This window comes from Kribbella aluminosa (genome assembly GCF_017876295.1).
Classification (GTDB): Bacteria; Actinomycetota; Actinomycetes; order Propionibacteriales; family Kribbellaceae; genus Kribbella; species Kribbella aluminosa.
This window is the reverse complement of sequence record NZ_JAGINT010000001.1, coordinates 909,585-933,105: the sequence shown is the minus strand read 5'-3', so window position 1 is coordinate 933,105 and position 23,521 is coordinate 909,585. Positions and strand designations below refer to the sequence as shown.

28 protein-coding genes are annotated in these 23,521 nt (G+C 69.6%); 24 read left to right on the top strand and 4 right to left on the bottom strand.

The genetic code is table 11. The features are described 5' to 3' along the window. The first annotated feature begins 44 nt into the window (after positions 1-44). The gene (tuf, locus tag JOF29_RS04645; protein ID WP_209692999.1) at positions 45-1,232 is read left to right on the top strand and encodes an elongation factor Tu; all 1,188 of its coding nucleotides are present in this window, start codon (positions 45-47) and stop codon (positions 1,230-1,232) included. Positions 1,233-1,245: 13 nt separating this feature from the next. Here the strand turns inward: tuf and JOF29_RS04640 are convergent, their stop codons facing one another. Together JOF29_RS04640 and JOF29_RS04635 are read right to left on the bottom strand one after the other, a co-directional pair. Further along, the gene (locus JOF29_RS04640) at positions 1,246-1,512 is read right to left on the bottom strand and encodes a DUF4031 domain-containing protein (protein WP_209692998.1); all 267 of its coding nucleotides are present in this window, start codon (positions 1,510-1,512) and stop codon (positions 1,246-1,248) included. After that, a complete protein-coding gene (locus tag JOF29_RS04635; protein WP_209692997.1) occupies positions 1,509-2,213 on the bottom strand; it encodes a copper homeostasis protein CutC in 705 nt (234 codons plus the stop codon). Before JOF29_RS04635 ends, JOF29_RS04640 begins: the two co-directional genes overlap by 4 nt. Before the next feature lie 109 nt (positions 2,214-2,322). Between JOF29_RS04635 and JOF29_RS04630 the strand changes: the two genes are divergently transcribed. The 11 genes from JOF29_RS04630 (at position 2,323) to JOF29_RS04580 (ending at position 8,645) form a co-directional block, all read left to right on the top strand. Continuing rightward, positions 2,323-3,360: a LacI family DNA-binding transcriptional regulator gene (locus tag JOF29_RS04630; RefSeq protein WP_209692996.1), complete on the top strand. Its 1,038-nt coding sequence runs from the start codon at positions 2,323-2,325 to the stop codon at positions 3,358-3,360. A gap of 73 nt (positions 3,361-3,433) precedes the next feature. After that, positions 3,434-3,634, top strand: coding sequence for a hypothetical protein (locus JOF29_RS04625; protein ID WP_209692995.1), 201 nt, complete (start codon positions 3,434-3,436; stop codon positions 3,632-3,634). A 127-nt stretch (positions 3,635-3,761) separates the two neighbouring features. Then, a complete protein-coding gene (locus JOF29_RS04620) occupies positions 3,762-4,106 on the top strand; it encodes a DUF8819 family protein (RefSeq protein ID WP_209692994.1) in 345 nt (114 codons plus the stop codon). A 57-nt stretch (positions 4,107-4,163) separates the two neighbouring features. Beyond that, positions 4,164-4,520: a hypothetical protein gene (locus JOF29_RS04615; protein ID WP_209692993.1), complete on the top strand. Its 357-nt coding sequence runs from the start codon at positions 4,164-4,166 to the stop codon at positions 4,518-4,520. Then, positions 4,517-4,987 carry a hypothetical protein gene (locus JOF29_RS04610; protein WP_209692992.1) on the top strand — a complete coding sequence of 157 codons (471 nt, stop codon included), beginning with the start codon at positions 4,517-4,519 and terminating at the stop codon, positions 4,985-4,987. Before JOF29_RS04615 ends, JOF29_RS04610 begins: the two co-directional genes overlap by 4 nt. Beyond that, entirely contained in the window at positions 4,984-6,510 is a 1,527-nt protein-coding gene (locus JOF29_RS04605) for a multicopper oxidase family protein (RefSeq protein ID WP_209692991.1), read from the top strand. Before JOF29_RS04610 ends, JOF29_RS04605 begins: the two co-directional genes overlap by 4 nt. Before the next feature lie 74 nt (positions 6,511-6,584). Next, positions 6,585-6,923, top strand: a complete 339-nt coding sequence (locus tag JOF29_RS04600; RefSeq protein ID WP_209692990.1) for an ArsR/SmtB family transcription factor — start codon at positions 6,585-6,587, stop codon at positions 6,921-6,923. A gap of 17 nt (positions 6,924-6,940) precedes the next feature. Beyond that, positions 6,941-7,411, top strand: coding sequence for an SRPBCC domain-containing protein (locus JOF29_RS04595; RefSeq protein WP_209692989.1), 471 nt, complete (start codon positions 6,941-6,943; stop codon positions 7,409-7,411). Positions 7,412-7,413: 2 nt separating this feature from the next. Next, entirely contained in the window at positions 7,414-8,013 is a 600-nt protein-coding gene (locus JOF29_RS04590; RefSeq protein WP_209692988.1) for a dihydrofolate reductase family protein, read from the top strand. Positions 8,014-8,015: 2 nt separating this feature from the next. After that, complete coding sequence (locus tag JOF29_RS04585; protein WP_209692987.1) at positions 8,016-8,177, top strand: hypothetical protein; 162 nt, start codon at positions 8,016-8,018, stop codon at positions 8,175-8,177. Between the two features lie 24 nt (positions 8,178-8,201). Further along, positions 8,202-8,645 (top strand): dihydrofolate reductase family protein, encoded by a 444-nt coding sequence (locus JOF29_RS04580; protein ID WP_209692986.1) that lies wholly within the window; start codon positions 8,202-8,204, stop codon positions 8,643-8,645. On the opposite strand, the gene JOF29_RS04575 is transcribed toward JOF29_RS04580, so the two are convergent. Continuing rightward, positions 8,584-9,411: a peptidyl-tRNA hydrolase gene (locus JOF29_RS04575; RefSeq protein WP_307863144.1), complete on the bottom strand. Its 828-nt coding sequence runs from the start codon at positions 9,409-9,411 to the stop codon at positions 8,584-8,586. The two genes, JOF29_RS04580 and JOF29_RS04575, sit on opposite strands and share 62 nt — an antisense overlap. Positions 9,412-9,532: 121 nt before the next feature. On the opposite strand from JOF29_RS04575, the gene JOF29_RS04570 reads away from it, so the two are divergent. From JOF29_RS04570 to JOF29_RS04515, 12 genes are all read left to right on the top strand, one after another. Then, on the top strand, positions 9,533-10,324 hold the full coding sequence (locus tag JOF29_RS04570; RefSeq protein WP_209692984.1) for a thymidylate synthase: 792 nt from the start codon (positions 9,533-9,535) through the stop codon (positions 10,322-10,324). After that, positions 10,321-10,776, top strand: coding sequence for a dihydrofolate reductase (locus JOF29_RS04565; protein ID WP_209692983.1), 456 nt, complete (start codon positions 10,321-10,323; stop codon positions 10,774-10,776). Before JOF29_RS04570 ends, JOF29_RS04565 begins: the two co-directional genes overlap by 4 nt. Before the next feature lie 120 nt (positions 10,777-10,896). Further along, positions 10,897-12,183, top strand: coding sequence for a toxic anion resistance protein (locus tag JOF29_RS04560; protein WP_245357442.1), 1,287 nt, complete (start codon positions 10,897-10,899; stop codon positions 12,181-12,183). A gap of 25 nt (positions 12,184-12,208) precedes the next feature. Then, on the top strand, positions 12,209-12,814 hold the full coding sequence (locus JOF29_RS04555) for a hypothetical protein (RefSeq protein WP_209692982.1): 606 nt from the start codon (positions 12,209-12,211) through the stop codon (positions 12,812-12,814). Then, the gene (locus tag JOF29_RS04550) at positions 12,811-14,172 is read left to right on the top strand and encodes an AAA family ATPase (protein ID WP_209692981.1); all 1,362 of its coding nucleotides are present in this window, start codon (positions 12,811-12,813) and stop codon (positions 14,170-14,172) included. Before JOF29_RS04555 ends, JOF29_RS04550 begins: the two co-directional genes overlap by 4 nt. Beyond that, on the top strand, positions 14,169-15,497 hold the full coding sequence (locus tag JOF29_RS04545; RefSeq protein ID WP_209692980.1) for a GlnX family signal transduction membrane protein: 1,329 nt from the start codon (positions 14,169-14,171) through the stop codon (positions 15,495-15,497). Before JOF29_RS04550 ends, JOF29_RS04545 begins: the two co-directional genes overlap by 4 nt. Beyond that, complete coding sequence (locus tag JOF29_RS04540) at positions 15,494-16,480, top strand: glutamate ABC transporter substrate-binding protein (protein ID WP_209692979.1); 987 nt, start codon at positions 15,494-15,496, stop codon at positions 16,478-16,480. Before JOF29_RS04545 ends, JOF29_RS04540 begins: the two co-directional genes overlap by 4 nt. Next, positions 16,477-17,592 (top strand): hypothetical protein, encoded by a 1,116-nt coding sequence (locus JOF29_RS04535; protein ID WP_209692978.1) that lies wholly within the window; start codon positions 16,477-16,479, stop codon positions 17,590-17,592. Before JOF29_RS04540 ends, JOF29_RS04535 begins: the two co-directional genes overlap by 4 nt. Next, entirely contained in the window at positions 17,589-19,919 is a 2,331-nt protein-coding gene (locus JOF29_RS04530; RefSeq protein WP_209692977.1) for a serine/threonine-protein kinase, read from the top strand. The genes JOF29_RS04535 and JOF29_RS04530 overlap by 4 nt, the downstream gene beginning before the upstream one ends. Continuing rightward, positions 19,904-20,989, top strand: coding sequence for a PP2C family protein-serine/threonine phosphatase (locus tag JOF29_RS04525; RefSeq protein ID WP_209692976.1), 1,086 nt, complete (start codon positions 19,904-19,906; stop codon positions 20,987-20,989). The genes JOF29_RS04530 and JOF29_RS04525 overlap by 16 nt, the downstream gene beginning before the upstream one ends. A 13-nt stretch (positions 20,990-21,002) precedes the next feature. Beyond that, positions 21,003-22,280 (top strand): vWA domain-containing protein, encoded by a 1,278-nt coding sequence (locus tag JOF29_RS04520; RefSeq protein ID WP_209692975.1) that lies wholly within the window; start codon positions 21,003-21,005, stop codon positions 22,278-22,280. Between the two features lie 245 nt (positions 22,281-22,525). Beyond that, positions 22,526-23,023 (top strand): FHA domain-containing protein, encoded by a 498-nt coding sequence (locus JOF29_RS04515; RefSeq protein WP_245357441.1) that lies wholly within the window; start codon positions 22,526-22,528, stop codon positions 23,021-23,023. On the opposite strand, the gene JOF29_RS04510 is transcribed toward JOF29_RS04515, so the two are convergent. Then, the gene (locus tag JOF29_RS04510; protein WP_209692973.1) at positions 23,020-23,478 is read right to left on the bottom strand and encodes a hypothetical protein; all 459 of its coding nucleotides are present in this window, start codon (positions 23,476-23,478) and stop codon (positions 23,020-23,022) included. The two genes, JOF29_RS04515 and JOF29_RS04510, sit on opposite strands and share 4 nt — an antisense overlap. Between the last annotated feature and the right edge of the window lie 43 nt (positions 23,479-23,521).

Below are 23,521 nucleotides of genomic sequence, written 5' to 3'. Positions count from 1 at the left end.
GGGTCCTGGCTCTGTCGAATCTTCTGAACAGCAAAGGAAAACTCATGGCCAAGAGCCAGTTCGTGCGGACCAAGCCGCACCTCAACATCGGCACGATGGGGCACGTCGACCACGGCAAGACCACCCTGACCGCCGCCATCACCAAGGTGCTCGCCGAGCGCGACCCGGACGTGAACCGCTTCGTCGCCTTCGACGGCATCGACCGTGCGCCGGAGGAGCTGCAGCGCGGGATCACGATCAACATCTCGCACGTCGAGTACGAGACCGCGACCCGGCACTACGCGCACGTCGACATGCCCGGGCACGCCGACTACGTGAAGAACATGATCACCGGCGCCGCTCAGGTGGACGCCGCGATCCTGGTCGTCTCCGCGCAGGACGGCGCCATGCCGCAGACGCGTGAGCATGTCCTGCTCGCGCACCGGGTGGGCGTGCCGTACCTGGTGGTCGCGCTGAACAAGGCCGACACCGTCGACGACCCGGAGCTGCTCGACCTGGTCGAGCTGGAGGTCCGCGAGCTTCTCTCGGAGTACGGCTTCCCGGGTGACGACGTACCCGTGGTTCGGGTGTCCGGGCTGAAGGCGCTCGAGGGCGACCCGCGGTGGACGGCCGCGGTCGGCGAGCTGCTGGACGCGATCGACGACTACGTGCCGGTGCCGGACCGTGAGCTCGGCGAGCCGTTCCTGATGCCGATCGAGAACGTGCTCACGATCAGCGGCCGCGGCACGGTGGTCACGGGTGCTGTCGAGCGCGGTTCGCTGAAGCTCGGCGACCAGGTCGAGGTCGTCGGCCTCGGCCCGACGGTGGTCAGTACGGCGATCGGTCTGGAGACGTTCGGCAAGTCGCTGGCGTCCGCGGACGCCGGCGACAACGCGGCGGTGCTGCTGCGTGGCGTGAAGCGCGACGAGGTCCGTCGCGGCCAGGTGGTGGCACTGCCGGGCAGCGTGCGGCCGCACCGGAAGTTCCGGGCGAACCTGCACGCGCTGTCCACGGCCGAGGGCGGCCGGCACACGCCGTTCGCCGCGGACTACCGGCCGCAGTTCTACTTCCGGACCACGGACGTGTCCGGCGGGATCGACCTGGGTGAGATCACCCTGGTGATGCCCGGCGACACGATCGAGCTCGGAGTGGAGCTGGAGAAGGCGGTCGCGATGGACGTCGGCCTCGGCTTCGCGGTCCGCGAGGGCGGCCACACCGTCGCCGCCGGCACCGTGACCGAACTGCTCGACTAGAACGAAAAGGCCCTCAACCTGTTGAGGGCCTTTTCCTTTGCCTCAGGCCTGACGCGATCAGCCGCTCCACCAGCTCTCGGCTGGAGACCTGTACTGCGCCGGCTTCCACCAGGTCGTCGTACCGGTCGCTCGGTACGTCGTAGTGGTCGCGGTCGAAGCCGCGGGCCGGGATCCCTGCGGACTTCGCGAACGTGTGCAGTTCGTCGTAGGACTCGTCGCTGACCAGGTGCGACCAGATCCGGTTCCAGGCCGGCCAGGCGGGCGGGTCGATCAGGATCATTCGCGGGCGTCCTGGGCGTCGAGCAGGTTGCGCCAGGAGCGGACGAAGCGGGAGTTCACGTACGCCTTGGTCCACGACCCGTCCTGGCGGACCGACGTACCGACGTGGAAACGGCGTACGCCGCTCTGGTACAGCCACGGGACGTGCTCCGGCTGCAGGCCGCCGCCCGCCATCATCACGCCGGCCACGGCCGGGTCCTCCTTCGCGAGCCTGCACAGATCGTCCAGCCCGTGGGCGACGCCGATGGACGAGCCCGCGGTCAGTACGCAGTCCAGCCCGGGCAGGGTCCGCAGCGCGCGCCAGGCGGGCTGCTGCTCGAGCACTGCGTCGATGGCCCGGTGGAACGTCCACGGCGTACCGGCGAACGTGCTGACCAGTTGGCCGACCGACTCGCCGTCCACCTGGTTGTCCGGGGTCAGGAACCCGAGCACGAACCCGTCCGCCCCCGCGGACAGGAACGACTGCGCCATCGCGGTCAGCCGGTTCAGGTCGGCGCCGTTGGTGGTGAACGAGTTCTCCAGCCGCAGCATCACCCGCAACGGCAGGTCGGTGACCCGCCGGATCGCGCTGACGGTCGACACCGACGGGCACAACCCGTCCGCCTCCATCGAGGCGCACAGCTCCAGCCGGTCCGCCCCACCCTCCTGCGCCGCCTCCGCGTCCGCCGGATGCAACGCGATGATCTCCAGCAACGAACCCATGCCGTACATCCTCTCGCACTCCCGGCGAATTCGGGTTGCACTCGCCAGCGAGCTTCTGTATCGTTTTTCTAGAACGATTTAGAAGAACGATACAGAAGAGGTGTACAAGATGGCCGGGGTGACGCTGAAGACCGTGGCGAAGGCCGTGGGCGTGTCGCCGTCGACGGTGTCGAACGCCTACAACAAACCCGACCAGCTCTCCACCGCGCTGCGCGAGCGGATCCTGGCGACCGCCCACGAGCTCGGGTACTCCGGACCGGACGCCTCGGCCCGCGCGCTGCGGAGCGGGAAGGCGGGCGCGGTCGGGGTGCTGTTCACCGACAAGCTGGCCTACGCGTTCTCGGATCCGTACGCGGTCGGCTTCCTCGCCGGGCTCGCGGAGGTCGCCGAGGAGTTCTCGACCAGCCTGTTGCTGATGCCGCTGAGCTCCAAGGACATCGCCGGCGGCAGCAACGCCGTGCAGCAGGCGGCGATCGACGCGGCCGCGATCTTCTGCGTACCGGGCGGACACCCGGCGCTGGAGATCCTGGCGAACCGCGGGATTCCCGCGGTGTCGACCGATCGGGGCGACCACCCGGACCTGTCCTGGGTCGCGATCGACGAGGTCGAGGCGGCCGCGCAACTGGGCGAGCACCTGGCCCGGCTCGGGCACCGCGACGTCGTCGTACTGGTCGACAACGCGCAGGCGGCCGGCGGGCGGCCGATGGAGCTGACCGTCGACGAGGTCGGGTACACCGACTGTGAGCTGCGGATCCGCGGCCTGCAGAAGGCGATGCCGGACGCCCGGCTGCGGATCGTCTCCGGCGGGCACAACGCGATCGCCTCCGGGCTGCGCGGAGCGGAGTACGTCCTGGACTCGCAGGACCGGCCGACCGCGATCGTCGGGCTGAGCGACGTCCAGGCGCTCGGCGCGCTGGAGGCGATGAAGGTCCGGGGGCTGACCCCGGGTCGCGATCTGTCGCTGGCCGGGTTCGACGACATCCCGGCCGCCGCGGCCGCCGGGCTGACGACGGTCCGGCAGCCGATCAAGGACAAAGGCCGCGCGGTCGGACGGATCCTGCTGGACCCGGCGACGACCGAACGGCAGCAACTGATGCCGACCCAGCTGATCGTCCGCTCCAGCAGCGGACCGGCTCCGCGGCCCTGACAACCACACAACCTTCCCCGGAACCGCTCGGTTCCCGGGGCGACCGACCACGCTCTCAGGAGGGAGCAGCACCATGACGTACTTCATCGCCGGCACCACCGCTGTCGAGAACGCCCGCAGCCTCAGCCAGTCGGCACTCCCGAACGCTCCCCAGCAGCCGTACGACGTGCCGCGCACGTCCGTCCGCTCGCGCATCGGCGCCGTACTCCGCGCCGCCGCCGACCACGAGGTCCGCCTCGCCAACCGCATCGACCCCACCCCCACCCCCGGCTGATCCAACCCCCTCACTTTGGGCAGCCACCAACCGTTTCGGTCGCCGGAATCCGGTTGGTGGCTTCCCAAGGTGCTCGCCGGTCGGCGGGCGTGGGTTTTGTCGGTGGGGTCTGGCACTCTGAAGGGCGATGAACGAGCCAGGGGTGTTACTGACCGCGCGGGCGCTGGTGCTGCATGACCTCGCCGCGCGCGGGTTCGACGATGCGGTGATGGTGTCGTTGCTGGAGGATGCCGTCGCCGATCGGCAGTGGTGGCTGGATCAGTGGCCGGACGGCGCCGAGCACATCGCCGGCCTGGTCGCGCAGGACGTCCAGGACCGCCTCGTCGACTCCGGCAGCCGCTGGCCGCGCTGCACCGCCTGCGACGACCTCCACGACCACGAGCTCCGGATCGAGCCGGAGCTCGGCCCCGACCCGTACTGGGTCTGCGAACGCGCCGGCATCACCGTCTCACCCCTGGGAGGCCTGACCTGACCCTCCGGGCGATACCTGATTGATCTACATGTAGCCAGACTACTATTGTCTGTCTACATGAAGGTTCTCTACGCACTACGGGCTGCGGCCGGGTTACACGCGGTGGCGATCTGCCTACAGCCGGTGTTCGCCGGGGTTTATCTGAACGGCTCCCCGGCCGGCATGCGGCTGCACGAGCCGACCGGGCTGGCGCTGGTCTTCCTCGGCATCGCGCAGTTGCTCGCGGCAACGTTCTGGTGGCGGACCGGCGGCCGCTGGACGGCACCCGCGGCGAGCCTGCTGATCACCGCCGGCGAGGTCGTGCAGGTGACGATGGGTTACCGCCGGCAGCTCGCGATCCACATCCCGCTCGGCGTCGCGCTGGTCGCGAGCACGGTGGCGTTCGCCTTCTGGATCAACCGGAGGCCGGCATGATCACGGTCGAGCCCGAGCCACAGCCACAGCCCCGGGCCGACGTACGGCGCCCGCGCGTCAGCCTGTACGCGCTCCGCGGCGCCCTTGTCCTGCACGCGATCCTGATCGTCGCGCAGCCGATCGCCGCGGGCTACTTTCTGTCCGGCAACGTCGACGCGATGACCAACTTCCACGCCATCATCGGCGGGTCCGTCTGGATGATCGCGCTCCTGCAGACCGTCGTCGCCGCCTGCTACACGATCGCCGGCCACGGCCGGATCTGGCCCGCGATCCTGTCGCCGGTCCTGGTGGTCGCCGAGTTCGTCCAGCTCACCTTCGGCTACCTGCAGAACTTCGCCGTCCACATCCCGCTCGGTACGGCGATCGTCGGCACCGTGCTGTGGATGACGGTCTGGTCGTTCCGCCGGACCGCACGCGGTAATCGCCGGGAGGCAGTACAACGAGGCCGCCGGGAGGCGATGAAATGACCATGTCCCGCCGCGGGTTCCTGGCCGTTGCCGGAGGCACCGGTACCGCGCTCACGCTGACAGGTTGCGGCCAGGCGGCGAGCCCCGCGCAGGCCGGAGAACTCCTGCGCAGCAAGGCGAAACTCCCCGCGCCGTTCCAGGTCCCGCTCCCGATCCCGCCGGTCAAGAAGCCGCTCCGCTCGGACGCGAAGGCCGACTACTACCAGGTCGTCCAGCGCGCCGCGAGCCTGGAGATCCTGCCCGGCCTGAAGACCGAGATCATCGGGTACGACGGTCTGCTGCCCGGACCGACGTTCGACGTACGCAGCGGCCGCACCAGCGTGATCGAGCAGGTCAACCAGCTCGACGTGTCCACCGTCGTCCATCTGCACGGCGGCCACACGCCCGCGCCGAGCGACGGCTGGCCGGTCGACCTGATCATGCCGGCCAACGGCGGTCATGACATGACGGGCGGCCACCAGATGATGGGCGGCGACATGACGATGGGCAAGCGCACGTACACGTACCCGAACGCCCAGCGCGCCGCGACCCTCTGGTACCACGACCACACGATGGACTACACCGCTCCGCGCGTCTATCACGGACTGTTCGGCCTGCACATCATCCGCGATGCCGAGGAGGACAATCTCCCGCTGCCGAAGGACGATCGGGAGATCCCGCTGGTGATCGCGGACCGCGCCTTCGACGCTGACGGTTCGTTCCTGTACCCCGCATCGAAGGACGGCCCCGGCGTCGAGCCGGCGTACATGGAAGGCGTCGTCGCGGACGTCACGCTGGTGAACGGCGCGCCGTGGCCGGTGCACGAGGTCGACGCGGTCCGGTACCGCCTCCGCATCCTGAACGCCGCGAACGCCCGCCGGTACGAGCTCGCCTTCGACAAGGGCCCCGCGAGGTTCGTGCAGATCGGCAGCGACGGCGGCCTGCTCGACACCCCGATCGAGCACACCACGCTGGTGATCGCGCCCGCCGAGCGGTTCGACGTGATCGTGGACTTCTCGCAGTACCGGCCGGGTGACGAGGTCACGGTCGTCAACAAGCTCGACGGCAACGCGAACGTCATGCGCTTCAGGATCGCCCGCAAGGCCGCCGACGACACCCGGATCCCGGCGACGCTCTCGACGTACGCCGTGACACCCCGGCCGAGCGGCGTCGTCCGGCGGGAGTGGCGGTTCCGGCGCGGGAACGCCGGCGACCACCGCGGCTGGACGATCAACGGGAAGGCCTTCGATCCGCAGGTGATGCAGGCGCAGGTGAAGCTCGACCAGTACGAGATCTGGACGTTCGTGACCGACGTACACCATCCCGTGCACGTCCATCTCGCGCCGTTCCAGGTACTGACCCGGGGCGGGAAGAGCAAACTCTCGGAGTACGACCACGGCTGGAAGGACACCGTGGACATCCGGCCGGCCGAGGTGGTCGAGGTACTGGTCCGGTTCAGCGCGCACAAGGGCAAGTACCTGATCCACTGCCACAACCTCGAGCACGAGGACATGGCGATGATGGCGGGCTTCGAAACGATCTGAGTCCCTCCTTGACGACGGCGGCAGCCTGCTCCTATAGTCAACCCATCGGTTGATCAAGGGAATGGTTGATAAAGATGATGGTTGACGACGGTCAGCTCGACCGGTCGTTCGCGGCGCTGGCCGACCCGGTCCGGCGGGCGATGATCGCGCGGCTGTCCCGCGGCCCGGCCACGGTGAACGAGCTGGCCGAACCGTTCCCGATCACCAAGCAGGCGGTGTCGCGGCACATCCAGGTGCTCGAGGCCGCCGGGCTGATCACCCGGACCCGGGACGGCCAGCGCCGCCCGTGCCACCTGGTGCCGGCCGCCCTCGAGGCACTGACGAGCTGGATCGACGAGTACCGGCTCGAAACCGAACGCCGCTTCCGCCGGATGGACGAGCTGCTGCGCGGCGCGCAAGAGCAAGAGCAATGAGAGAGGGAGCAACAATCATGAGCGGCACCACGATCAACACCCCCACGGGCACCCCGTTCGTGGAGGTCATCCGGGAGTTCGACGCCACCCCGGCGCGGCTGTTCCGGATCATGACCGACCGCGACCTGGTCGCCCAGTGGCTCGGCCCGCGCGAGCTCGAGGCGACGGTCGAGGAGTACGACGTACGCCCCGGCGGCAAGTACCGCTACATCCACCGCGACGACAAGGGTGAGTACGCGTTCCGCGGCGTCTTCCACGCCGTCGAGCAGGACAAGCTGGTCATCCAGACCTTCGAGTGGGAGGGCGCGCCGGGCGAGGTCTGCCTGGAGAAGCTGACCCTGGAGCCGACCGAGAAGGGTGTCCGGCTGCACCAGCAGTCGGTGTTCCCGTCGGTCGAGGCCCGTGACCAGTCGATCGAGCACGGGATGGAGTACGGCATCAACGACTCGATGGACCGGCTCGCCGAGCTGCTCGCGAAGGAGAGCTGATCATGAGCCAGGTGGTCGTCGACATCTCGGTGTCGCTGGACGGTTACGTCACCGGGCCGAACGCCGGCGTCGGCAACGGGCTCGGTGACGGCGGCACGGCCGTGCACGACTGGGTCTTCAACGGCAACGACGCGGACCGTGCCGTCCTGGATGCCGCGTTCAACGCCAGCGGCGCGGTCGTCCAGGGCCGGAACCTCTTCGACGTCATCGACGGCCCGGGCGGCTGGAGCGACGAGATGGGGTACGGCGCCTTGCCGACCGGCGAGGTCAACCCGCCGATCTTCGTCGTCACGCACACACCGCCGGAGAAGACCCGGCTCGGGGACCGGTTCCGCTTCGTCGGCAGCCCGGCCGCGGCGGTCGCCCAGGCGCAGGAAGTTGCCGGCGGCAAGGACGTGTACGTGATGGGCGGCGGCCAGATCTGCCACGCGGTGCTCGCCGAGGGGCTGGCCGACGTACTGCGGCTGCACGTGGCGCCGATCGTACTGGGCGACGGCACGCGGCTGTTCCCGGCGGAGGCGTCCGCCGGCTTCGGGCTGGAGCTGGTCGAGGCCGTGTCGACCCCGGCGGCGCAGCACCTGACGTACCGGGTCGTGAAGTAGCCATGGGCAACGTCATCGCGACGGCGGCGGTGTCGCCGGACGGGTTCGTCGCGGACCCCGAGGACCGGGTCGGGCCGCTGTTCGACTGGTACAACAACGGGCCGGTCGAGGTGTACGGGACAGACCCGGGCCGGGCGTTCCATCTCGGTCCGGCGAGCGCGTAGTACGTCCGGTCGACGTGGCCGAAGGTGCGCACCTGCATCATCGGACGGCGGCTGTTCGACCTCACGAACGGCTGGAACGGCTCGAACCGCGTACCGTCCAACGGCGAACGCGTCTTCGTCGTCACCCACGAACCGCCGACCGACTGGCCGTTCCCGGACGCTCCCTTCACCTTCGTCAACGGCATCGAAGAAGCCGTCGCGCAGGCCCAGGCGTTCGCCGACGTCAGCATCACGGGCGGCAACATCACCGGCCAGGCGATCGCCGCCGGACTGGTCGACGAGGTCGCCTACAACCTCATGCCCGCCCTCCTAGGCACCGGCATCAGGTTCTTCGGCGAGTATGTCGGCCCCGAGTCCTCCTCGACCACCCGCGCGTCGTCGAAGGTGACCGTGTCACACATCTGCACTACCGCGTCAGCAAAGGGTGATCGGCGATCACGGTCTTCGAACCGGGGGCTATTTCGGTGAAGCCGGCGTCCTGGACTACGGGGAGGGTGGTTTTCAGGAGGGCGGACCAGTGGGCGGGGGTGGCGGTTCGGACGGACAGCCGGAAGCTGGATGACTGCCAGTCCTTGCGGGCGGCGTCGGGGAGGGACCACCAGGCGAGCTGGGCTGCGTGACCGCATTGCGCCATCGCCTTGCCGCTGGACATCTCCAGGGCCGGGTTGATCCACAGGACTGGTACGCCGGGTTCCAGGGGCGGGAGGTCCGCGGTGTCCTCGAAGTCGGTGCCGCTGACCTGGAGCTTGACGAGCTCCGGCGGTACGTCGTCCACCCCCGTCGGCGGAAACACCCGAACCTCAGCCGGCACACCCCCCTCGCCCCGGCTTTCGCCAGCCCCCTCGCCCCGGGCCTCGCCGGCTCCCTCGCCCCGGCTTTCGCCAGCCCCCTCACCCCGGGCCTCGTCGGCTCCCTCGCCCCGGGCCTCGCCGATCCCCTCGCCCCGGGCCTCGTCGGCTCTCTCGTTTCCGCCGGCGCCTACTCCGGTTCCGGTGATGGTGATGCCGGGGAGGGCTTCGGCTCGGCGCCACTCGATGCCGCGGGCGCGTTTGGTGATCTTGCGGATGCGGTTGTCCTGCCAGGCGCTCATCGCCTCCGCCCACTCCCCCTCGCCGTACGAACGCTCGTCGGCCAGGATCGCGAGCACCGCCCGCGCCGCCGTCTCCAGCGCGTCCGTCTGAGACGGTCGCGCCTTCTTCTCCACCCGCACCACGAGCGTCAGCACCTGTTCCACGCCGCGAGTCTGCCAGAGTGGATCTGCACGCACGCAGAAGTCCCGATTCCGGCCGCGACACGCCTCGGCGAGGGCAGTTCTGCCTGCATGGGGGTCCGCTTCCGGGTGTTAGCGTGGCGGCATGCAGCAGTACCTGGATCTTCTGAGGCATGTGCTGGACAACGGGGCTGAGAAGGGCGACCGCACGGGTACGGGCACGCTGAGCGTGTTCGGGTACCAGTCGCGGTACGACCTCCGCCAGGGGTTCCCCGCGGTGACGACGAAGAAGCTGCATCTGCGGTCGGTGATCGGCGAGCTGATCTGGTTCCTCAGCGGCTCCACGAACATCAAGTGGCTGCACGAGAACAACATCTCGATCTGGGACGAGTGGGCCGACACCGACGGCGAGCTCGGCCCGGTGTACGGGTACCAGTGGCGCTCCTGGCCGACGCCGGACGGCCGGCACGTCGACCAGATCGCCAAGCTGATCGAGTCGATCAAGAAGAACCCGGACTCCCGCCGCCACATCGTCAGCGCGTGGAACGTCGCCGACGTCGACGACATGGCGCTGCCGCCGTGCCACACGATGTTCCAGTTCTACGTGGCGGACGGCCGGCTGTCCTGCCAGCTGTACCAGCGGTCGGCCGACGTCTTCCTGGGCGTGCCGTTCAACATCGCGTCGTACGCGCTGCTCACCCACATGGTCGCGCAGCAGACCGGGCTCGAGGTCGGCGACTTCGTCCACACCCTCGGCGACGCGCACCTGTACCTGAACCACCTCGACCAGGCGCGGCTGCAGCTCACCCGCGAGCCGCGCCCGCTGCCGACGCTGCGACTCACGAAGCGCGACTCGATCGACGGCTACGAGATCGCCGACGTCGAACTGGTCGGCTACGACCCGCACCCCGGCATCAAGGCGCCCATCGCGGTATGACGATCATCCTGATCGCCGCGGTCGGCCGCAACGGCGTGATCGGGCGGGACAACGACCTGCCCTGGCGGATCCGCGAGGACCTCCAGCACTTCAAGCAGCTGACGCTCGGTCACACCCTGATCATGGGCCGCAAGACCTACGACTCGATCGGCCGCCCGCTCCCCGGCCGCCGTACCGTCGTCGTCACCCGGCAACCCGACTGGTCCGCGGACGGCGTCGACGTCGTCCACACCCTCGAGGACGCGTGGAAGTACGACGGCACCCTGTACGTCGCCGGCGGCGGCGACATCTACCGCCAGGCCCTCCCGTACGCCGACGCCCTCGAACTCACCGAAGTCGACCAGTCACCCGAGGGCGACGTCACGTTCCCGAAGCTCACCCCAGCCGACTGGACCGAATCCGCCCGCGACCCGCGCGACGGCTTCGCGTTCGTTGGTTATCGCCGCAGCTAACAACGAGTAGGCAACGGGCGTCCCGCGGGGACCTGGAACCGACTAGATTGGGCGCGCGTCACGGAGGAGACAGCGCGCGGCGAGGGGACGCCTCGCGGAGGCCACCGGAGGGGAACGACGATGACCGAAGCAGACAACGCAGCAGGTGGAGCAGGCGCGGCGGGAGCACAGCCCGCACAGCCCGCAGCGCAGGCGGCGATGCCGCTGCAGCCGCCGACCGCGACCGCGCCGGGGCTGATACTGACCGCGCCGCCGCCGTCACAGCCGGTGGCCGAGACTGCTGCGCCGAGTATGGCGCCGGCGGTCGACCCGGCCGCGCTGCCGGGGCTGGACAGCAAGGTGGACGCGTTCCTGACCGGGTTGATGGCGGCCGAGCCGCGGTCGCCGGAGTTCGCCACCAAGGCGGGTGACGTGCGCAGCATGGGCGACGTCGACATCCGGTCCGCCGCCGAGAGCTCGAACCGGCTGCTGCAGTCGCCGGTCCGCGCGCTGCAAGAGGGCGGCCTGTCCGACGGTTCGACCGTCGGCAAGACGTTGCTGGAGCTGCGTCGTACCGTCGAGGAACTGGACCCCAAGGAAGCCACCGGGGTGAAGAAGTTCCTCGGGATGATCCCGTTCGGCGACAAGATCGAGGACTACTTCCGCAAGTACCAGACCGCGCAGAGCCACCTCGAAGGCATCCTGCACGCGCTGCGGAACGGCCAGGACGAGCTTGGCAAGGACAACGCCGCGCTGAACCTGGAGAAGCAGCAGCTCTGGGACGCGATGAGCCGGCTGAACCAGTACGTGTACGTCGCCGAGCGCCTGGACGCGCGGCTGTCCGCGGCGATCGCCGAACTCCAGGCGACGAACCCGGACAAGGCGAAGGCGTTCCGCGAGGACGTGCTGTTCTACGTCCGGCAGAAGCACCAGGACCTGCTCACCCAGCTGGCCGTGTCGATCCAGAACTACCTGGCCATCGACATCGTGATCAAGAACAACATCGAGCTGATCAAGGGTGTCGACCGGGCGTCCACCACCACGGTCTCGGCGCTGCGTACGGCGGTCATCGTCGCGCAGGCGCTCGGCAACCAGAAGCTCGTACTCGACCAGATCACCGCGCTGAACAGCACCACCAGCGGGATGATCGAGCGCACCTCGCAGATGCTCAAGGACAACTCGGTGGCGATCCAGCAGCAGGCCGCGTCCGCGACCATCGGGCTGCCGCAGCTGCAGGCCGCGTTCGCGAACATCTACGCGACCATGGACGCGATCGACACGTTCAAGGGCGAGGCGCTGGACAACATGGCCGCCACGATCGGCACGCTGGAGAACGAGGTGACCAAGTCGCGTTCGTACCTGGACCGGGTCGCCCAGCAGAACCAGCAGGTCGTGCACGGCAGCCTCGATCTGAACCTCGGTCGCTGAACCAGCTCTGACGTGGGGGAAATGCATGGCTCTCGGTGCCATCTTCTCGAAATTGACCGGTTTCGCGCGGCTGACCGGTCGCAGGGAGGAGCCCGAGCCTGCCCCGGTGCCGGCGCCGCCGACGAACGACGACCTGCTGGCGGCGCTGGTCCGGGTCGAGCAGCTGGTCGCGGGTGGCGCCGTACCGGCGGTTGTGGCGTCGCGGGTCGGGCGGGTGGTGCGCGTCGTACGGGAGACGATTCCGCGGCTCGGGAACCTCGGCGGGAGTGCGCAGGCGTACTCCGTGATGGCGACCTGCACGGACTATCTGCCGGATGCGATCGGCGGGTATCTGCGGTTGCCGCGGCAGTGGGCCGACACCCGGCCGGTGGACCGTGGCAAGACGTCGCTGATGCTGCTGATCGACCAGTTGGACCTGTTGGCGGCGACGATGGACAAGGTGTTCGACGCGGTGAACCGGGCGGATGCGGCGGCGCTGATCACGCATGGCAGGTTCCTGCAGGAGAAGTTCGGCACCGGCTCTACCGGCGGAGGCTTGGCGCTCGGTCCGACCGAGTCGACCCCACCCCCGGACCCCGGAGCGGGCCCGGCAGGACCACTGTCACCACCAGCTGGACGAGGAGGGTCATGAGCGGCACGGGGGGAGGCTCTCTGCAGCAGGCGTTGTCCGAGCTGCTCACGGTCGCCGACCGCGCCGGGGTCCCCGAGGATTCCGCACGGGCCGAGGCGCTCGCCCTCGCGGCCGCGCTCGCTGAATCAGCTCCGGGTGCACCTGCTGCTTGGGCTGAGGCAGTCCCGGGCGGAACAACTCAGTCCTTCTTCGACGCAGCCGTCCGTGGCCGGCGCTGGCGGGGCGCTCCTACCGCCGTACTCACCGAGCTGATCGCCCGCAACTCGAAGGAGAAGGCGGCGTACGCCGAAGCCCTCGCCGAGGTGGCGTCGGCAGCCTGCGCCCTCGGCGAGCCCACCATGCGAGTGGTAGGAAACGCCTCAGTCGCGGCAGCCGCACAACTCCAAGCTGCCGGCGTACGAACGCTGCAGGTCGCCGGCGCTCAGCCGAGTACGCCGGCACAACCCAAGCCAACCGAAGATGTTGAGGAAAAGCTGGCTCCTGAGCCCGAAAAGACGGTTGAGGAGCTGCTGGGGGAGCTTGATGAGCTGACGGGGTTGGCTCGGGTCAAGCGGGAAGTGCATCGGCAGGTGGCTGTGTTGCGGGTGGAGAAGTTGCGGGCCGAGGCTGGGCTGAAGAACGCGACGATCACTCGGCACCTGGTGTTCGTGGGGAATCCGGGGACCGGGAAGACGACGGTCGCGCGGCTGGTGAGTGGGATCTACAAGGCGCTCGGCCTGCTGTCGAAGGGGCAGCTGATCGAGGTGGACCGGTCGGAGTTGGTCGCCGGTTATCTCGGGCAGACCGCGACGAAGACCGCCGAGGTGGTCGAGTCCGCGGCCGGTGGCGTGCTGTTCATCGACGAGGCCTACAGCCTGACCGCGGGTGACAACGGAGCCGACCAGTACGGGCGCGAAGCCGTCGACACGCTGGTGAAGGAGATGGAGGACCGGCGCGACGACCTGGTGGTGATCGTCGCCGGGTACCCGGAGCCGATGCAGGCGTTCATCGCCGCGAACCCCGGGCTGGCGAGCAGGTTCCGGACCACGATCGAGTTCGAGAACTACAGCGACGAGGAGCTCACGGACATTCTTACCGGGCTCGCCGGCGCCGCGGACTACGAGCTGGTTCCGGAGGCGATGGACGACTTCCAGGAGATCCTCGCGGGTACGGCGCGGGACGGCTCGTTCGGGAACGGACGCTTCGCGCGCAACGTCCTGGAGGCCGCGATCGGCCGCCAGGCTTGGCGCCTCCGCGACGTGACGGCACCGACAACCGACGAACTGCGTCAGATCCTCGCCGAGGACCTCACCGACGAACCGGTCGACTCCCCAACGTCTTCGGACGTGACAGAGCAACAGCAAGGAGAAGACGCGTGACCCAGATTCAGAGTGCGCCGTCGGCCACCCTGGCGCCGGCCGCGCCATCCGGTACGACGTTGTCGGCGCCGGCCGCGCCGACCCCGAGCAGGCGCGGGGCGGTCGCCCAGTGGTTCGACGGTACGCCGGGCCGGATGCGCGCGTTCCTCCTGCTGGCCGCGGCGATGAGCGTGGTGTTCGGGCTCGCCGCCGCGCAGGGGTTCAGCCAGTCCGACGGCGCCCTCGGCCGGGCGCAGGCGAACGCCGCCCAGCTGGTCCGGATCCAGGCGATCCACACCAACCTGGTCAGCGCGAACGCCGACGCCACCAACGCCTTCCTGGTCGGCGGTCTCGAACCCCCGGACCGGCGCCAGCACTTCGTCGACTCGCTCGCGGCGGCCGCCGGGCTGATCGCCGAGGCCGCGACCGCCCAGCCCGCCGACCGCGACGTACTCGGCGCGTTGAACAAGACACTGATCACGTACGAAGGCCTGATCGAGCAGGCCCGCGCCAACAACCGCCAGGGCCTGCCGATCGGTTCGCAGTACCTGAAGGACGCGAACTCGGTGCTCCAGGACGACTCGCTGCCGCTGGTGAAGGCACTGGTCCAGGCGAACGAGAAGCGCGTCGACACCGAGTTCGACGGGATCAGCTACGGCACGATCTGGGTGGTCGTCGGCGGTCTGCTCAGCCTGCTGGTCTTCGGCGTCACCCTGCGCTGGCTGGCCCGCCGTACCCACCGCTACATGAACGTCCCGATCGCCGCGGGCGCCGTCCTCGTACTGCTCACCACCGCCGTCGGCGGCATCGCGCTGGCCGGTGCGACCAGCTCCGCGAAGAACACCCGCAACTCGGAGTACGAACGAACGCTGGCCCTGTCCCGCGCCCGGATCGCCGCGTACGACGCCCGCTCCAACGAGAGCCTCACACTGATCGCCCGCGGTTCCGGCGACCAGTTCGACAAGGCGTACAACACCGCGGCCGCAGAGGTCGACAGCCAACTCAGCAAGCTCGGCACCACCGGCGCCGCACTGCAGAACGCCTGGTCCAGCTACAAGACCATTCACGGCAAGGTGCGAGACTCGGACGCCAACAAGGGCAACTGGGACGGCGCCGTCGCGATGGCTGTCGGCAAGGACAAGACCAACAGTTCGGTCGACACGTTCGGCGCGTTCGACTCCTCGTCCAACCAGCAGCTGACCACGACGAGCGCGGCGGTGCAGTCCAAGCTCAAGGACGCGCGCAACGGACTACCGCCGATCGGCTGGCTCGGCGTACCGATCGGCATCGCGGCCGCTCTGCTGGTCGCGTGGGGCATGTCGCAGCGCCTGGAGGAGTACCGATGAAGAAGCTGATCCCATTCGCCGCCACCGCAGCCCTCCTCCTGACCGCCTGCAGCTCCGGCAACTACGCAACCACCCAGCTCCCGGCCGAGCCGGCGCCCACGACAACCTCGGCTGCACCGCCGGCGGCGGCGTCATGCGACAAATCCACTGAGCTGCAGTCGTACGCCCCACAGGGTCCGCTACCCACGCCGATGCAGATGCCGACCGGTACGACGATGGCGAAGATCCAGAGTCGTGGCCGGCTGATCGCGGGGGTGTCCGCGGACAGCCTGCACCTCGGCTCCCGGAACCCGATCAGCGGAGAGATCGAGGGTTTCGACATCGACATGCTCAAGGCCGTCGCCAGGGCGATCTTCGGCGCCTGGAAAGGTCACCTCGAGCTCCGGGTGATCTCCAGTCCGCAGCGCATCCCGGTGCTGCAGAACAACGGCGTCGACATCGTCGCGCGGAACATGACGATCAACTGCGAACGCTGGAAGCTGATCGCGTTCTCGGCGGAGTACTACCGCTCGGGCCAGAAGACGCTGGTACCGCTGGACGCCAAGGAAACCAGCGTGATGCAACTGTCCGGCAAGACGATCTGCGCTCCGGCCGGATCGACCAGCCTGACGAACCTGATGAAGAAGAACCCGGCGGTCAAGCCGATCACGGCGGACAGCGACACCGGCTGCCTGGTCCTCTTCCAGCAGGGCAAGGCGTACGGGATCTCCGGCGACGACACCGTGCTGGCCGGAGACGCCGCGCAGGATCCCTACGCCAAGGTGATTCCGAAGGAAAGATTCAGCGAGGAGCCGTACGGTCTGGGCATCAACAAGGCGAACGTGGACTTCGTCCGGTTCGTGAACGGTGTCCTCGAGCAGATGAAGCAGCCGAAGGCCGGCGGGAAGAAGTCCGACTGGATGACCTCCTATGACACGTGGCTCGGTGGCGACCTCGGCGTGCTGAAGGCTCCCCCGGCACCCGCCTACGGCCGGACCCCATGACCGTTCGTACGCCGACAGTGTCGGCGCCGGTGTCGCCGGGGAAGATGGGGAGCAGTGTTCCGGCGACGGAGTTGCTGCCGTTCCTGAGTGCGCTCGGGGAGTGGCGGGATCGGCGGAAGGCGGAGCTGGACGAGTTGGATCAGGCTGCTCTGCATTCGCCGGACGGTGATGCGCTGAGCGCGGACGTGGTGCTCAGCATGACGGTCTGGAAGGCGGTTTCGGACCGGTACGAGCTGATCCTCGTGACCTGGGACTCCGGTCGGGTCGGGCAGCAGGAGATCGAGCGGATCGCGTCGCTGATCTGGGGCGGGCTGGATGCCGGTGCCGCGGGCGGTTCGCTCGCGGTTTCGTTGCCCGAGGCATGCAAGCTGTCGGATGCGCTGGCATCCAGCCTGCGGGCCAAGCTGGCACTCGACCCCGCCGACGCCGACCTGGCCGCGCGGCTGCGGGAGCTGCGCGCCCAGGTGGAGCGGATCGGCGACCTGGTCAAGCAGGAGCCGGCAGGAGTCCGCAACGACGCTCTCGCCAAGCACCACGACCTGGACCGCCGGCTGACGGATCTTGCCGACCGCAACAAGCGCGGTGCGGACATCGGCGGCATGATCGGCCCGCTGGAACTCGACACCGCCAAGGCCGAGCGGGACCTGATCGTCGGCGCCGCCACCCGCAAGGAGCGCGCCGCCGACGTGGCCCGCGCCCGCACGGTGCGCGGGGAGCTCGAGGCCCAAGGTACGGCGGTCCGCGCGCTCGCGGACAAGGCCGTCAGAACGGTCACCCCGGCCCCGCGGCTCGCCGTACCGGATGTGACCGCGCTCGGCCCGGTGCCGAACACGCCGGCCGGGCTCGCCCAGTACCTGACCCGGCTGGACGCTGTACGGCGGGCACTCGGGCAGGCGCAGGCGGCGTACGGCGCTGCGCTCGGCCGCCGGGACGAACTCACGCAGCTGCTCGACGCCTATCAGGTGAAGGCGGCAAGTGTTGCCGCAGGCAACGAAGATCTCGCCGAGCTGTACCGGCGCGGCCGCGCCGTGATCGACACCGAGCCGGTGGACCTCGCTCGGCTCGGTGCATTGGTAGCGGCCTACCAGGCCTACCTGGAAGGAACGAGATGACGACCTGCACCCAGCCGGGCTGTACCGGCTCGATCGTGGACGGGTACTGCGACGTCTGCGGCTCCCCCGCGGTCCAGAGCGCCCCCGCCGCCGCGACTGGTGCGTGTACCCAGCCCGGCTGCACCGGCACGTACGCCGACGGGTACTGCGACGTCTGCGGATCGCCCGCGCCCTCCAACGCCAGGACGGCCCCGGACTCCGACCCGATCAGCTCGGTGTCGACCGTGTCCCGCGCGTCCAACCGGCTGGCGTCCACGCCGCTCGGCTCGGCCCGCGCCGCTCAGGTCGGTTCGAAGCTGACCCGCAAACTCGGTACGTCGTCCACCCGGCTGCGCGGCGCCCGGCTCGGCGCCGGCCTGACGAACGTCCCGTCGATCCCGGCGATCGACGCGAGCAAGGCGATCCTGGCGAACCCGATGGTCCCCGAGGACCGGCGGAACTGCCCGAGCTGCGGCAACGCGGTCGGCCGGTCCCGCAACGGGCAGCCGGGCCGTACCGAGGGCTTCTGCCCGAAGTGCCGCAGCCGGTTCTCGTTCGCGCCGAAGCTGCAGGACGGCGACCTGGTCGGCGGCCAGTACCTCGTCCGCGGCTGCCTGGCGCACGGCGGTTTCGGCTGGATCTACCTGGCCCAGGACCAGAACGTGTCGAACCGCTGGGTCGTCCTGAAGGGCCTGCTGAACTCCGAGGACCCGGACGCGGTCGCCGCGGCGATCGCGGAACAGCAGTTCCTGGCCCGGGTCGAGCACCCGCTGATCGTCGAGATCTACAACTTCGTCACGCACGACGGCGCCGGCTACATCGTGATGGAGTACGTCGGCGGTACGTCGCTGAAGTCCCTCCTCAAGCAGCGGATGGAGGCGAACAACGGCCGGTACGACGCACTCCCGATCGACCAGGCGATCGCGTACATGCTGGAGATCCTGCCGGCGTTCTCGTACCTGCACGACCTGGGCCTGGTGTACTGCGACTTCAAGCCGGACAACATCATCCAGGTCGGCGACGCGGTGAAGCTGATCGACCTCGGTGGCGTCCGGCGGATCGACGACCTGGACTCGGCGATCTACGGCACGGTCGGTTTCCAGGCGCCCGAGGTGGCCGAGGTCGGCCCGTCGATCGCGTCCGACATCTACACCCTCGGCCGGACGATGTGCGTGCTCGCGATGGAGTTCCGCGGGTACCAGAGCCGGTACGTCGCGTCGCTGCCGCCGGTCGACGAGGTGCCGCTGTTCCAGGAGTACGACGCGGTGTACCGCCTGCTGGCCAAGGCGTGCGCGCCGTCCCCGGCGGACCGTTTCCAGTCCGCGGACGAGTTCCGCGTGCAACTGCTCGGCGTACTGCGTGAGGTCGTTGCGGAGAAGCAGGGTGTCAAGGCGGCTCAGCACTCGGCGTCGTCGCTGCTCTTCGGGTCCCCTGGTGACAGGGCCGCCGGGCTGGGCGACGCAGCCGCGCCGTGGCAGCAGCTGCCGTCGCTGGCGCCGGACGACGGCGACAAGATGGCCGGCTGGCTCAAGACCGTCAGCGTGCCGGACCCGGCGAAGCGGCTGGAGCTGCTGGTCGACGCGCCCGAGCAGTCGGCGCAGACGCTGCTGGAGGTGGCGCAGGCCGCGCTGGAGGTCGGGCCGGAGCGGTACGACATGGTCGATACCGCGGTGAACGACCTGCTCAGTGCGGACCCGTGGGAGTGGCGTGCGGTCTGGATGTCCGGACTGGTCGCACTGGCCCGCGGTGACTTCAAGGCCGCGCAGTCGGCGTTCAACGCCGTCTACGGCCAGGTGCCTGGCGAGCTGGCGCCGAAGCTCGCGCTGGCGATCGCCTGTGAACACAGCGGCGAGTTCAACGTGGCCGAGGGCCTCTACCTGTCCTGCGCGCGGACCGACGCCAACTACATCGCACCGTCCGCGTTCGGTCTGGCCAACATCAGAACCCAGCGCAACGACCTCGACGGAGCGCTCAACGCCGTCGACCTGGTGCCGCGAACCAGCGGCGAGTACGTGCGTGCTCGTCGCCAGCGAGCCGGACTCCTGGCAGGATCGGGGCGTGGCCTTCCCGCGCTCGCCGAGGCGATGAACAGCATCGCGACGCTGACCATCGACCCGGCGGACCGGGCCAACCTGGCCGCGAACGTGTTCCGGACCGCGCTGACCGAGGTCCAGCAGACCGGTCCGCAGGAAGCTCTGCGGATCGACGGGCGGGCAGCCACCGAGACGTCCCTGAGGGACGGGCTCGAGGCCACCTACCGGTTGCTGGCCGGTCAGGCACAGACCCGGACGGAACGGATCGCCCTGGTCGACCAGGCCAACGAGGTTCGAGGATGGACGCTGCGATGACGAGTACGACCGACACGGCCTGCCCCAGCTGCGGCGGACCGGTGGCCGAGGCCGACCTGTTCTGCGAGGCCTGTGGCGCCGAGCTGAAGCCGGGCACCCCGGCAGCCGCCGCACCGGGTACGCCGGCCCTGGACACCGACACCGAGCCCACCGTGGAGATCGACGCGGTCGGCAGCCTGGACGGCGGTCCGGTCGGGCCGTGCGCGTCCTGCGGCGGCACGGTCGGCACCGACGGGTACTGCGAGACCTGCGGTACGAAGGCCGCGAAGCCGCGGGACCACTTCGTGGAGCAGCCCGCTCCGTGGGTGGCCGGCGTGTGCGACCGCGGTATCCGGCACAGCCGGAACGAGGACGCGATGGCGCTCGGCGCGGACCCCGAGCCGGGCAGCCGCGCGCTGCTCGTGGTCTGCGACGGCGTCAGCTCCTCGCTCGACTCCGACGTCGCCTCGCTGGCCGCGGCCCGGGCGGCACTCGAAGTACTGGTGGCCGACCACGCGCACGGGATCGGTACCGAGACGTCGCGGGCCGGGGCGATCGCGGCCCGGCTCAAGGCGGCGGCCGACGCGGCGAGTGACGCCGTACTCGACAGCACCAGTCCGGACAGTCCGAACCCGGCCTCCTGCACGTTCGTGGCCGCGGTCGTCGAGGACGGGCTGCTGGTCGCGGGCAACATCGGCGACAGCCGGGCGTACTGGTTCCCGGACGTGGGCGAGCCGGTCGGACTGACCACCGACGACTCGTGGGCCGCCGAGCTGATCGCCGGCGGCGTGCCCCGCGAAGAGGCCGAGTCCGGTCCGCACGCGCACGCGATCACCCGGTGGCTCGGCAAGGACGCCCCGGACCACACGCCGCGGACCACGACCCTGGAGGTCGACGGTGCCGGCTGGCTGCTGGTCTGTTCGGACGGCCTGTGGAACTACTGCTCCGAGGCGGCACCGCTGGCCGACCTCGTACGTCAGACAGCTGCGGACAACAACGGTGAGCCGAAGGCCACCGCGTCCGCCCTGGTCGACTGGGCCAACGCCCAGGGTGGCCAGGACAACATCACCGTCGCGCTCGCGCGCGTTTGAGGAGGAACCCGAGATGGCCGACTTCACCGCCACCGTCTACCAGAACGAGTTCCTGCCGGACGGCGGGACCGACGTACACGCCATCGTCACCGTGACCTGTACCGGAGCCGGTGCCGCCGGGCAGACCGGGAGCGGGGACGCGGGCGAGATCATCATCGTCGACACCTCCGGCTCGATGGGCCGGGACGGCGTGCAGGCCGCGGCGTACGCCGCGCAGACCGCGCTCGACCAGATCCTCGACGGTGTCTGGTTCGCGGTGATCTCCGGCAACGACCGCGCGCAGCTGGCGTTCCCGCCGTCCGCGGAGCCGGTGATGGTCAAGATGGACCCGTACACCCGGCAGGCCGCCAAGGACGCCGTGTCCCGGTTCTACGCCGACGGCGGTACCGCGATGGGCACCTGGCTGCGGCTGGCGTCGCGGGTGTTCGCGACCGTGCCGTCGCTGTCGCAGAAGCACGCGATCCTGCTGACCGACGGCGAGAACCAGCACGAGACACCGGAGGCGCTGACCCAGGCGATCGAGTCGGTCACCGGTCAGTTCCAGTGCGACACCCGCGGTGTCGGCGTCGCGTGGCAGGTGGACGAGGTACGGCGGATCGCTCAGGCCCTGCTCGGTACCGTCGACATCATCCCCGCGCCGGATCAGCTGGCCGCCGAGTTCGCCAAGATCATCCAGAACGCGATGAGCCGCGGCGTCGCGCAGGCCGACCTGCGGGTGTGGGCGCCGCAGGGTGCCGAGGTGCTGTTCGTCCGGCAGGTCGCGCCGACCGTCGAGGACCTGACGTCGCGTCGTACGGCGGTCAACCCGCTGACCGGGTCGTATCCGACCGGGTCGTGGGGTGACGAGTCGCGGGACTACCACGTGGCGATCCGGCTGGCCGCGAAGGCGGTCGGGCAGGAGCAGCTCGCGGCGCGGGTCCAACTGGTGCTCGGTGACCAGACGGTCGCGCAGTCGCTGGTGAAGGCGCTGTGGTCGGCGGACGACGCGCTCACCACGCGGATCAGTCCGGAGGTCGCGCACTACACCGGCCAGACCGAGCTGGCGCAGGCGATCCAGGACGGTCTGGCCGCGAAGGCCGTCGGCGATACGGCGACCGCGACCACCAAGCTCGGCCGTGCGGTGCAGCTCGCCGCCGCGACCGGGAACGAGGAGGCGACCACCCGGTTGCGGAAGGTTGTCGACATCGACGACCAGGAAACGGGTACGGTGCGGCTCAAGCGCACCGTCGAGAAAGCCGACGAGATGGCACTCGACACGGCCTCCACCAAGACGACCCGGGTACGCAAATGACCGTGAACTGTCCCAGCGGACACCCCACCACCTCCACCGACTACTGCGACGTCTGCGGCCTCCCCCTCCCCTCCGACGCCGCCAGTACACCTGGCGACGCCGGCGGGCAGCAGCCAGCACCTCCCCAGGCAGCCGTCCCGCCTCCTGACGCAGGTGCTGGGCAGCTGTGTCCTAACTGCTCTGAGCCCGCCTCTGCAGACGCCCTGTTCTGCGAGAGCTGCGGCTACGACTTCACCACCGGCACGATGCCCCGCCCGGCCTCCCCGCTCGACCTGTCCGGTGGCCCGGCTCCCACCACCCCGCCGGCACCGGCAGCACCGGCGGCAACAGCCGAGTGGGTAGTGGAGCGGTGGGTCGACCCCGACTGGTACGCCGTACAGCAAAGCGACGACCCCTGCCCGTCCCCCGGCCTCCCCGCGATCATCCCGCTCGTCGAGAAGAGCCTGCTGATCGGCCGCCCGTCCCGCAGCCGCGGCATCTCCCCAGAGGTCGACTGCGGCGACGACACCGGCGTCAGCCGCCGCCAGGCCCAGCTGACCACCGACGGCCAGCGCTGGTGGGTCGAGGACCTCCAGTCCTCCAACGGCACGTACGTCGCCTCCGCCGCCGGCCCGCTCCCGGAAACCCCGATCGTCCCCGGCCAGCGCCAGGAGCTGAACCCCGACGACCGCATCTACGTCGGCGCCTGGACTCGCCTCGTCGTCCGCAAGGCCACCCCGGAAGAACTAGCCGGCCAGGCCTAACCGGCGCCGGGCTGGGCCTGCCGGGTCCAGCCCTTCGCCGGGTGTACGCACAGCCATTCGATCAGCGCCGTACCGACCACGATCGGGATCGCCCACGCCCACGGACGCACCGGTAGACCGACGATCGCGATCGCCGTCCACAGCGCGATCCACCCGCCGCCGTACCCGCGCAGCACCCCGCGGTACCACAGCCCGCCCGGCGTCTCGGCCGCGCGCTGCCCGAAGTACACGAACAGGTACGACGCCACCGTGATCGGCCAGAAGTACCAGAGCCGGCCCCAGTCGTACGGCACCATCACCAGCGCGGTCAGGCAGACCAGCGCGATCGCCCAGTGGTAGATCTCGCCGGCCCAGTTCAGCCCACGGCGGCGCAACGTGAGCGCGATCGCCACCGGGCCGAACGGGACGGCCACGACCCCGGCGAGAACATGCAGGATCAACGCGATGTCACGCATCGAGCTCTCCCTAAGCTCTCTGACATGTCAGGGAGCTTAGGGA